Here is a 12113-nt window from a genome sequence, read left to right on the forward strand (position 1 = left end):
TGTTATACGAAGCTGTGCTTAAGCTCTCCACAACAAAATTTCCCCTTAATACAAAATATATTTATACTCTTTCCCCTGTAAAGTAAAAGCCATGACATTCAGAAAGCTTCACCTTAACAATTTCCCCTATAAGTGACTCATCACCAGGAAAATGAACAAGTGTATTATTGCTCATCCTGCCTGTTACTAAAGATGCATCCTGATCATTGACGCTTTCAACAAGTACATCAGCACTCATTCCAGTCATTTTTTCAGATTGTACTCTCGCTGTTTCCTGAACAACTTTAAGAAGCCTGTCAAAGTTTTCCTTTACTTCTTTTTCTGGAACCTGATCAGCAAAGCCGGCAGCAGGAGTTCCTGTTCTCTTTGAATAAATAAAGGTAAAAGCATTGTCAAACTGTGCTTTCTTAACGACATCTATGGTTTCATCAACATCTGCAGGTGTCTCTCCAGGGAAACCAACGATAATATCTGTAGTAATAGCTACATCAGGAAGCTTGTTTCTGATCTTATCTACAAGTTCAAGATACTGATCCTTAGTATATTTTCTGTTCATCCTGCGAAGGATTTCTGTACTTCCGGACTGAAGAGGCAGATGGATATGCCTTGCAATCTTAGGGTTTCTTGCGATAACATCCAATAGTTCATCGGAAAAATCCTTGGGATGAGGAGTCATAAAGCGAACTCTCTCTAGCCCCTCTACCTTGCATACTTCCTCCAAAAGCTGAGGGAATGTGATCTTGTTTGGATCATTATCTGCAAAGTCATTACTATAGGAGTTAACATTTTGTCCAAGGAGCATGACCTCTTTAACTCCATCAGCCACAAGCTTCTCACATTCTCTAATAATATCTTTTGGAGATCTTGAGCGCTCTCTTCCTCGTACATAAGGCACAATACAGTAGGTGCAAAAATTATTACAGCCAAACATGATATTAACGCCTGACTTAAATGGATATTTACGAAGAACAGGCAGGTCTTCTACAATCTTGTCCGTTTCCTTCCAGATATCAATTATCATTCTGTCTGATTCAAGACATGTACATAAAAGTTCAGCAAACTTATATATGTTGTGTGTTCCAAAAATAAGATCAACAAATCTATAACTCTTTTGTATCTTCTCAACAGCTGACTGTTCCTGCATCATACAGCCACATATAGCAATCTTCATATGAGGATTTTTCTTTTTGTGATTGCTGCATGCGCCAAGTCTTCCAAGGACTCTCTGATCTGCATTATCACGGACTGTACAAGTATTATAGATGACAAAATCCGCCTTTTCAGATTCAGTCTCCTCATAGCCAACAAGCTTTAGGATAGCGAGAAGCTTTTCTGAATCTCTGGCATTCATCTGACATCCAAAGGTAACAACACAGGCTGTGGGCTTTCTTCCTAGTTCCTTTTCAAGGTCAGACACATAAACCTTGGCCTTTTCAATAAACTCAAGCTGCTTAAGGCTCTCGTTATCTGACACTTCTGATCTATTACTATTTAAAATATTTATTTCTTTACTCATTTACTAACTCTTTCTAAATCAAACAATAACTAATTAATAATCCTTGCCATAGGCATCTACTATTCCAAGAAGAATATCAACAACCTTTTTCATCTCCTGGATTGAAGCATACTCATATTTGCCATGATAGTTGTAACCACCAGTGCAAAGATTTGGACAAGGAAGTCCCTTATATGAAAGTGCAGCTCCATCCGTGCCACCACGTATAGGAGAATCAATAGGTGTGATTCCAAGACTAGTCATAACCTTCTTGGCATTATCAACAAGGTGCATATGAGGACGTATCTTATCAATCATGTTGTAATACTGATCATGGATTTCTACTTCAACAGTTCCGGCGCCATACTTCTTGTTTAGAAACTCTCCGGCAGCAGCAAAAAGAGCTTTCTTTTCCTCAAAGAGCTTCTCATCATGGTCTCTTATGATATAGGAAGCGGTAGCCTTCTCACATCCACCATTTACCTCTGTTAAATGGAAAAACCCTTCTCTCTTTTCTGTGTACATAGGATTCTGGAACACAGGAAGAAGTGAATGAAATTCATAGCAGATAAGTGCCGCATTCACCATCTTATTCTTGGCATCACCAGGGTGAACGCTTCTGCCGTTAACAGTTATGTTACCCTCAGCAGCGTTAAAATTCTCATATTCAAGCTCTCCAAGCTTGCCACCGTCAACAGTATAGGCATATTTAGCTCCAAACCTCTTGATATCAAAGAATGCTGTGCCTGCTCCAATCTCTTCGTCAGGTGTAAAGGCAATTTTGATATCACCATGTTTAATAGATGAATCTGTCAAAAGAGTTTCAGCCATTGTCATGATTTCTGAAACTCCTGCCTTGTCATCTGCACCAAGAAGAGTTGTTCCATCTGTTACGATAAGGTCTTCTCCGACATGATTTAAAAGCTCAGGAAAATCCTTTGGAGATAGGATAACTTTGCCATCTGCAGAAAGAACAATATCATCTCCCTTATAACTCTCTACTATTCTTGGCTTAACATCCTTGCCACTTACTTCATCAGATGTATCCATATGTGATACAAAACCGATAGCAGGTCTTTCCTTACCATCGTCAATATTGGATGGAATGCTGGCATATACATAGCAGTGGTCCTTGTCATAGTAAACATCAGATGCTCCAATAGCTGTCAGTTCATCCGCAAGTAGCTTGGCAAGGTCATGCTGCTTCATTGTAGATGGAGATGTGCCTGTAGTATCATCCGACTGAGTATCAATTTTTACATATCTTAAAAACTTTTCTATTACGTCAATTTTTCCCATTTTTCTTTCTCCTGACTTCCTTTTTCTTTTTGTATTCAGGATCCTTAACACTTTTGTAGATCCTGACGCTTCTCTCTGAAAGCAAATCTTTATCAGGGCTCTCAATAACCTTAAAACTATCATTAGAACTCTCTGTATCAGATAAAAGACTCCACTTTAGCCCGTCTGGAAGCTTAGGCAGAGCAAATTCAGTCATATTCCAGTGCATATTGAAGCAGATATAGATAAAAGGCTTCTCATCATCATCTTTGTCATATTGCCCGCAATATAACATACCAAGGACATGACTATAGCCAGAAAGATCTGGCCTCCAGGCTTCCTTGCCATGACATGAAAGATCCGGATATCCGCAAGAAATATAGTCCATAAGTTTAAACGGTCTGCGGTTGTGTAAGAACTTGTGAGAAAATCTTAAGCCCACAAGGAATTTAACATATTCATATATCTCTTTATTCTTGTCAAGAGCCTTCCAATCTACCCAGCCAGTCTCATTGTCCTGACAATAAGGGTTATTATTGCCTCCCTGAGAATTGCCAAACTCATCACCGCTAAATATCATAGGTGTTCCCTGAGCCATGAACAGCATGGTGAGAATATTCTTTATCTGCTTGTTTCTAAGTGCAAGAATACTGTGTTTTCTGGTCCTACCTTCTATTCCGCAGTTCCAGCTAAGGTTATTGTCTGAACCGTCTTTATTATTTTCTCCATTTTCTTCATTATGCTTGTGTTCATAGGCCACAAGATCGGCTAATCTAAAGCCCTCATAATCACAGATATAATTAATATTTCCCTGGCTCTCATCATTTAAGGTTTCTGCCTTAAAGAAATCGGAAACTGTATTGTCATCGCTCTTTAAAAAGCGTCTGGACGCATATAAAAATGAGTTATTATAGGTAGCAAGCTTTCTCTCTTTTGGAATGATATTTCCATAAATATCTCTTGTATCAAACCAGTCATACCAGATCTTAACATCTGTAAAAAGCGGATCCTTCACTATATGCCTGACAGGGATCCGTCCGCCCTTAAGATGAAATCCATCAATATGATAGGAGCATCTCCAGTATCTAAGAGCATCTATAATAAGCGACTCATTTTCATTGTCCTGGAAGAAGAACTGCATAATAACTTCAATTCCATTTTCATGGAGAGTCTTTACAAAGGTCTTAAATTCAGTTTCAGCCATTTCTGGTTTTTCACAATAGGCAGTTCTTGGAGCAAAATAGTAACCTCTCTTATAGCCCCAATAGTTAAGCCTCTTTGTGATATCTTTCCCATCAACTAAAGAACCATCTCTGGAATAAACTATCTTTTCAAGGCTACTGGCACTCTTTAAAGGATTTTCAACCTCATTCATCTCATAGGCCGGCATTAGCTCAAGAGTTGTAACGCCCAGTTCTTTAAGATATGGGATCTTTTCAAGGATGCCGCTAAAAGTTCCTCGCTTAGAAAGAGTAACACCGCTGCCAGAGCTCTTAGTAAATCCGCGAACATGCAAAAGATAAACAAAGCTATCTTCGTAAGGAATATTAGGGGCTACGTCTCCACCCCAATCAAAACAAGAAACATCATAATCTGAGCGGGATTTATTGGTCAGAAAAGCTCTGATCTCATTGTCAGGAACATCCTTGCCAAAGCTCTCAAGGCCTATCACATGCCTTGCATAAGCGTCGCAAAAATATGAATCCCCCTGAAAATAGTTGTAGGATCTGTAACTGTCTATATTATCAATACCCTTTATCCTTGCAGAATAAATAGCACCCTTTTTAAGAGTTGAGGGTAAAGTTATAGATAAAGGCTCAAGGCCATCCTGTATAGACTCGGGATACAGAGTAATACCGCATTTTACATCTTCTGAAAATACTGTTCTTACAACAAGACTCTTATCATAGTCAATATAACAGCCAAGAGGATATGGCTTTTCATTACAAATTTCGAATTTTCCCCGCATGATACACTTCCTTATTTTTCACAATAGCCGTCTTATTTTATCACATATTTGCTTTATATGCACACAATCTATGCTATAATCTAGGTGTAATTAGTAAAACACATATAAAGGAGCCTATTTATGGAATTTTCAAAAGTAGCTACTGAAATGAACACCAGAATAGAAAATGGCGAGCAGGATACCGTAGAAATCGAGCTAGATCACGGCGAGGTTGTCAATTGCGCTATTATGATTGTTCTGACAGTTAACAATAAAGATTACATTGTTCTCCTGCCACTTGATAAAAATGGTCAGAATAATGATGGTAATGTCTGGTTCTACGAATTCATCTGGGATGGTTCTAATGACAAGGAGCCCGAGCTTGGATACATCAGTGATGATGCTGAATATGAGGCTGTATCTGAAGCCTTTGACCTCTATCTTGATGACGTTGAGTTTGATGAACTTGTAGAGCTTCCAGAGGAAGGACTTGACGGAGAAGAATGATCCTTCTCCCATAGATATCTTATGGGCCTTAGAAATCTTGACGGCAACATAGGATTTTCTGTTGTTCCTGTAATATATGACATTATGAGCGCCTGTTTTGCCCTGGTCATCCCGACATAGAGCATGCGGCGCTCTTCTTCTATCTGTGATAAGGTCACGCTACTCCTACTAGGAATTATTCCCTCATTAAGTCCAGGAAGCCAAACATAGTCATATTCAAGACCCTTAGAGCCATGCATCGTTAAAAGAGATACGCATTTTCCATTTCTTTTTGCTGTAGGATTTTTGAGAAACTGAAAACTTTTCTCACGTATATCGGATAACTCTTTTAAAAGAGATTTATTATCCTCAAATTTTGTTGAAAGCTCTGACAGTTCATTTAAAGCATCGATTTCTCCAGGATAAAGCTTATCTACTCCTATTTCATTTCTAAGGAACCTAATAGTAAGTGTAGGCCTCATGTGTCCTAACATATTAAGCTGCCTAAATAGTTTATCTATTTCCCTTAGCTTTTCTGAATTCCCCCGATAATAGTTTCTAAGAAGTGCCTCATTTACAATGCTCTGCGTTACAGCGCTCCTACTAATGTACCTTTTAGGACTGTTCATGATCTTGAAAAAGAACTCCCTCTTTTTGCCCTCATACACAAACCTTAAATAATTTTCGCAGAGTCTTACAGCTTTTGAGTCCGCAAAACTTTTTGCCTTTGTATCAAGATTTGTTGGAATACCTGCCATTTTGCAGGTATTTGCAAGAAACATTGCCTCAGAGTTTGTCCTGAAGATAAAAGCAATTCTGTCAAGTTCATGCATATGCTCAGATAAAAAAGTTATGATTGCCTTATTCTGCTGAGCCTTATCAATATATCTCCTTGGATAAACATAGCCTTCCCCATTTGAATCATCTGCAACAAGTTCTTTTTTAAACCTGATTGTATTATCTGCAATCAGCTTGTTAGATGCTGATAATATCTTTTTACCGCAACGGTAATTTATATTTAGATTTATGATCCTAGGGCTTTTACCATCAAACTCAGTCTCAAACTTTTGCATGATAGAAGGATCCGACCCTCTAAAGCCATAAATTGACTGATCATCGTCTCCTACAACAAAGAGATTATTAGTTTTGCATAGGAGTCTTATGACCTTATACTGCATCATATTTATATCCTGATACTCATCAATCAGAACATATCTAAAGCGTTCACTAAAACTCTCAAGTATGCCTTGGTTTTCGCATAAAAGCTTGTAACATTCAATTATCATGTCATCAAAATCCAGTAGTCCAAATTCCCTAAGAGCTTTGTTATACTCCTCAAATATCACATTAAAATACCTGCCAAGAGGAACATTCTCGTGCTTATCCTCCTTGGAAAAACCTACATTCTTTACTCTGGATATTTCTGACAGTATATCTCCTATCAAATCTAAAGAATCAATAAAATCCTGCCTGTTACTTCCGGCATTATTAGATAATCTTAAGATAATATCCTTAACAATCTTGTACTTATCAATCTCACTTATGATCTGTAATCTGTTTGATGGATTCGACGATCGAATGATCTGGTAAAAAACAGAATGAAATGTGCCAAAACACACCTCAGGATAATTAGAATCAGTGATCTTTAAAAATCTGTGCTGCATCTCAAGGGCGGCAGCTTTCGTAAATGTAATGACTAAAACCTGCGAAGGATCTACTGAACACTCCTCTACAAGATGTCTTAGTCTATGGACAATAACAAAGGTTTTGCCGCTCCCTGGCCCTGCAAGAACCATTGCAGGGCCATCCTCGTGAAGAATTGCCTCCATCTGAGCGGCATTACCATTTATATTATTTTTCAAGAAGTGCTATGCTCTTCTTCATACGGGCGATTGTCTCGTCCTTGCCGATAACTTCCATGAGTTCAGTAGCTCCACATGGTGTCATCTCCTTACCACAAACTGCAATTCTAACTGGCCAGAGAACATAACCGTTCTTGTACTCGTGAGACTTGATATAGTCTGAAAGAAGTGCAAAAAGAGAATCATTGGTGTAGTCATCATGTGCCTCGAGAAGAGGTAAAACCTCCTTAAGAACAGCAAGTGATGTCTCTTCATTGGTCTTCATCTTCTTGTGTGTATAGATTCCTGTATCATACTCAGGCATCTCATTAAAGAAATCAACCATACTCTCAATATCAGGGAATATTTCAATTCTTGTCTTTACCATTGATGCAATCTGATGCATCTTCTTGTCATCTGACTTAAGAGCTTCATTTGTAATAGCTTTATCAAGGTAAGGCTTTGCCATTTCAAAGAACTTGTCATCATCCATGGCCTTAAGGTACTCACCATTCATCCACTTAAGCTTTGTATAATCAAACACTGCTGGAGACTTATTGATACGTGTATAGTCAAACTTCTTGATAAGGTCTTCAAGACTCATGATCTCGTTGTTATCCTCTGGAGACCAGCCAAGAAGAGCTACAAAGTTAACTACAGCTTCTGCAACAAAGCCCTGCTCGATAAGATCCTCAAATGATGAATGACCAGATCTCTTAGAGAGTTTATGATGCTCCTCATCTGTAATAAGTGGGCAGTGGATATACTTAGGAACTTCCCATCCAAAAGCATCGTAAAGTCTGTTGTACTTAGGTGATGATGAAATGTACTCGTTACCACGAACAACATGTGTGATACCCATAAGGTGATCATCAACAACGTTTGCAAAGTTATATGTTGGATATCCGTCAGACTTAATAAGGATCATGTCATCAAGTTCCTTATTCTCGACAGTTACATCTCCGTATAGCTCATCATGGAAAGTAGTTGTTCCCTCTGTAGGATTGTTCTGTCTGATAACAAAAGGCTTACCCTCAGCAAGGTTTTTCTCAACTTCCTCTTTTGAAAGGTGGAGGCAGTGCTTGTCATATACACTGATCTGCTTCTTACCGCCGTTTCCGTCATCTATCTCCTGAACAAGAGTAGCAAGTCTCTCCTCATCACAGAAGCAGTAATAAGCCTCGCCCTTGTCGACAAGTTCCTTGGCATACTGCATATAAATGCCGGCTTTCTGTCTCTCACTCTGAACATAAGGTCCAACAGGGCCTCCGATATCAGGACCTTCATCATGTACAAGACCTGTATCCTTAAGTGTCTGATAAATGATCTCAGTAGCACCTTCTACAAAGCGCTCCTGGTCTGTATCCTCAATTCTCAGAATATAATCTCCACCCTCATGCTTTGAAATAAGATAAGCATAAAGAGCTGTTCTTAAGTTACCTACATGCATACGTCCTGTTGGACTAGGTGCATATCTTGTACGAATTTTCATGATGTTCTCCTTGTTTTATTATTCTTGTAAGCTCCAAAATTGAAGCATAAAAACTTTTTTTGTCACAATGTTCTGTTATAGCACAATAAGAAATCTGTGTCAAAAGAACTCTTAATTTTTGCCAGTTGATCCAAAGCCGCCACGATCTGCGCCTTCAAGGTGATCTTTTTCATCAAATACAATAGTTGGCTGATTTTCCATAATGCGGAACTGGCAAATGCGGTCGTTAAAAGAAATATGAGTATCGCGCATTGCAATTACAGGCATAAACCACTGATCATTATCTCCGCAGTAGGAATGATCTATGATGCCCATTGAATTAGCCTGTATCACTCCAAAATTTTTGAAAGTTGAACTACGTGGAACAACATGGGCTTCATAGCCTTCAGGAATTTCCATTGCAATACCAAGAGGAATAAGCTTAAACTCTCCCTGCTTGAGATCAACATCTTCTGCACTTCTAAGGTCGATCCAATCTGATTTTCCATCTATATATTCAAGCTTTTGAAGCTTGTCGTTAAAATATTTGATCTTTATTGTTTTCTCCATGACTCTCCTCTTTTCTTTTTTCATCTTTACCCAGAAATTAGAATATCATTATTATTGAATAGATACAATATAAATGGGCTGTTACCTGGAATGATAACAGCCCTCAAGTTTCTCATCTGATGCGCAGATTATGTAGTCAAATATCAGTCGATTCCAAGAACTTTGTAATCCTGATCTTCTACTGCCTGACGAAGCTTGTCATCAGATACATCTGATGTAAGTGTTATGACAGCTGTTCCATTTTCATGATTAACTTCTGCAAGAGTGATTCCCTCTATTGTTTCAAGAGCTTTCTTAACTCTTGCCTCGCAGTGTCCACACATCATTCCCTCGATTCGCATTGTCTTTGTCATTGTTTTTTCCTCCGTTTTTATATCTAAATTTAGATTTGATTCATTGTTTAATTGTGATTTATCATCAATATTTATTTTAGCACTATTTGTGCCAGTACTTAATACATTAGTGTTAACAGGTTTATTTATAACCTTATCCTTAGAAGAGTCCTTTATATTAAAAAGATTTAGTCTAAGGGCGTTAGTTACTACAAAAAAGCTGGATAAGCTCATAGCTGCTGCGCCGATCATAGGGCTTAAGGATAAGCCAAAAGCGTGATAATAAGCTCCTGCAGCAAGTGGAATTCCAAGCACATTGTAAAAGAAAGCCCAGAAGAGATTTTCGTGAATGTTCTTAAGGGTCTGCCTTGAAAGTCTGATTGCTCCTGCAGCATCAAGGAGTGAATCTTTCATAAGAACTACATCAGCGGCATCTATTGCAACGTCAGTTCCTGCTCCGATTGCAATTCCTATATCTGCTGTAGTAAGAGCAGGCGCGTCATTAATACCATCACCAACCATAGCTACCATTCCTTTTTTAGACAACTCTTTTACCACCATAGCCTTGCCTTCTGGTTTTACTCCGGCAACTATCTCGTCTACGCCTGCCTTTTTGCCGATTGCCCTGGCAGTCATTTCATTGTCCCCCGTTAGCATGACCACGTGGATTCCGAGATTTTTAAGTTCTGAAATCGCACTTGCTGAGTCCTCTTTAATAGTGTCAGCAACAGCAATAAGTCCCAATAGAGAATTTGACTTTGAGAAAAATAAAGGTGTCTTTCCTTCTTGTGATAGTTCCTTTGCTCTTAGCTCTATTTCAGGAGAAACTATTGCCTTTTCTTTTATAAATTCAAGATTGCCGCCCCTTACCAAATGTCCATTGTAGTAGCCTTCAAGGCCATTTCCCGGATAAGCCTTAAAATCCTTTACTTCATCTTCTATATCAAAAATATTTTCATCAGTATATTTGACAACAGCCTTGGCAAGTGGATGCTCACTCTTTTTTTCAAGAGCTGCAGCTGTTTCCAAAAGCTCATCCTCAGAAAGTCTTCCAATTGAGTAACCGCTTGACGAAAAGTGTTCTGCAGTATAAACATCAGTCACAACAGGTTCACCCTTTGTGATAGTTCCTGTCTTATCAAGAGCTATTATCTTGGTCTTTCCTGCATTTTCAAGAGCTGAAGCGGTCTTAAACATTATGCCGTTTTTGGCAGCCATTCCATTTCCAACCATGATGGCAACTGGAGTAGCAAGGCCAAGGGCACATGGACAGCTTATTACAAGAACTGCAATCGCTCTTGATAAAGAAAACGGGAAGCTTGCTCCCACAAGTAGCCATATTATAAAGGTCAAAAGAGCTATTCCTATAACCACAGGAACAAAAACACCGCTTACTCTGTCTGCCACCTTGGCTATCGGAGCCTTTGTTGATGCAGCATCACTTACCATCTGTATTATCTTAGAAAGAGATGTATCTTTTCCAACTCTGAGTGCTCTGCACTTAATAAAGCCATCCTGATTTATCGTAGCAGATGAAACAATGTCACCAACAGCTTTATCTACTGGAATACTCTCACCTGTTAGAGCCGATTCATCAACAGCGCTGTTTCCTTCAATGATAACACCATCAACCGGAATTGACTCACCAGGCCTTACAACAAATATATCGTCAAGCTTGATATTTTCAATTGGAACAGTTATCTCTTTTCCTGCAGCATCTAATATAACCGCTTCCTTGGGAGAAAGCTTTATAAGACTCTTTAAGGCATCTGTTGTTCTTCCTTTGCTCCTTGCTTCTAACATCTTGCCAACTGTAATAAGTGTAAGGATCATAGCAGCTGACTCGAAATAAAGATTATCCATATAGCCCATAACTGCATCAGCATCGCCCTTAACCTGAGCATCCGTCATCAAAAACAAAGCCACAAGGCTGTATAAAAATGACGCACCGCTTCCAAGTGCAACCAGGGAATCCATATTAGGCGCTCTATGTATCAGAGAAGAAAAGCCGCTTACAAAAAACTTCTTGTTGATAAACATGATTATTATGGCCAGAAGCATCTGTACAAGCCCCATAGCCACATGATTTCCGTCAAAGAAGCCTGGAAGCGGAAATCCAAACATCATATGCCCCATTGAAAAATACATCAGGACAATCAAAAAGCCAATAGAATAAATAAGTCTTTTCTTTAATACAGGAGTTTCATGATCCTTAAGAGCCTCTTCCTCTGCAGCATATAAATTGCCACTATCAGCGTCTGTTTCACTTGATGAAACTTTAGATTCTCCATTCATGGAGCTTGCTCCATAGCCTGCCTTCTCGACTGCATCTATAATCTGACTACTATTTGCGTTACCCTTAACTAACATCGTGTTAGTAAGAAGATTAACACTACAGCTATCAACTCCCTCCAGGCCACTTACGGCCTTTTCAACCCTGGCCTGACATGCAGCGCAGCTCATGCCTGTTACTATATATTTATCCATAATTTTTTCCTTTTCCAGCAAAAAGATTTTGTACAATCCTTTATTATAATAATATTTTTCCATAAAAAATTCAAATCAGAATAAATATCATGTTATTATGTAATAAAAGTAGTCTATTTACAGTTCTAGTGTCTTGTCTAATTGATATTTAATTAAATTAAGGCTATTAATTGCTGGGCTTTTCCATTATAATTAAAAGAAAACG

Annotated in this window: 8 protein-coding genes; 1 reads left to right on the top strand and 7 read right to left on the bottom strand. The window is 38.6% G+C overall.

Annotated features, from left to right (window positions below; all coding sequences use genetic code 11):
• Positions 1-61: 61 nt before the first annotated feature.
• Genes miaB through BLO53_RS16285 form a run of 3 tightly spaced genes read right to left on the bottom strand, consistent with a single transcriptional unit; the run spans position 62 to position 4742 of the window.
• Positions 62-1516, bottom strand: a complete 1455-nt coding sequence (gene miaB, locus BLO53_RS16275) for a tRNA (N6-isopentenyl adenosine(37)-C2)-methylthiotransferase MiaB (RefSeq protein ID WP_092063981.1) — start codon at positions 1514-1516, stop codon at positions 62-64.
• A gap of 33 nt (positions 1517-1549) precedes the next feature.
• Entirely contained in the window at positions 1550-2794 is a 1245-nt protein-coding gene (pepT, locus tag BLO53_RS16280) for a peptidase T (protein ID WP_092063983.1), read from the bottom strand.
• Positions 2781-4742 carry an alpha-amylase family glycosyl hydrolase gene (locus BLO53_RS16285; RefSeq protein ID WP_092063985.1) on the bottom strand — a complete coding sequence of 654 codons (1962 nt, stop codon included), beginning with the start codon at positions 4740-4742 and terminating at the stop codon, positions 2781-2783. The genes pepT and BLO53_RS16285 overlap by 14 nt, the downstream gene beginning before the upstream one ends.
• A 120-nt stretch (positions 4743-4862) precedes the next feature.
• Here BLO53_RS16285 and BLO53_RS16290 point away from each other — a divergent pair, with 120 nt between their 5' ends.
• Complete coding sequence (locus tag BLO53_RS16290; RefSeq protein ID WP_092063987.1) at positions 4863-5228, top strand: DUF1292 domain-containing protein; 366 nt, start codon at positions 4863-4865, stop codon at positions 5226-5228.
• Here the strand turns inward: BLO53_RS16290 and BLO53_RS16295 are convergent.
• The 4 genes from BLO53_RS16295 to BLO53_RS16310 form a co-directional block, all read right to left on the bottom strand.
• The gene (locus tag BLO53_RS16295) at positions 5159-7069 is read right to left on the bottom strand and encodes an ATP-dependent helicase (RefSeq protein WP_092063989.1); all 1911 of its coding nucleotides are present in this window, start codon (positions 7067-7069) and stop codon (positions 5159-5161) included. The genes BLO53_RS16290 and BLO53_RS16295 overlap by 70 nt on opposite strands.
• Entirely contained in the window at positions 7059-8543 is a 1485-nt protein-coding gene (gene gltX / locus BLO53_RS16300; protein WP_092063992.1) for a glutamate--tRNA ligase, read from the bottom strand. Before gltX ends, BLO53_RS16295 begins: the two co-directional genes overlap by 11 nt.
• A 108-nt stretch (positions 8544-8651) precedes the next feature.
• Positions 8652-9089, bottom strand: a complete 438-nt coding sequence (locus BLO53_RS16305) for a dUTP diphosphatase (RefSeq protein WP_092063995.1) — start codon at positions 9087-9089, stop codon at positions 8652-8654.
• Between the two features lie 143 nt (positions 9090-9232).
• Positions 9233-11908 (bottom strand): heavy metal translocating P-type ATPase, encoded by a 2676-nt coding sequence (locus BLO53_RS16310; RefSeq protein WP_092063999.1) that lies wholly within the window; start codon positions 11906-11908, stop codon positions 9233-9235.
• Positions 11909-12113: the final 205 nt, after the last annotated feature.

This window comes from Butyrivibrio sp. INlla14, assembly GCF_900102515.1.
Lineage (GTDB): Bacteria > Bacillota > Clostridia > Lachnospirales > Lachnospiraceae > Butyrivibrio.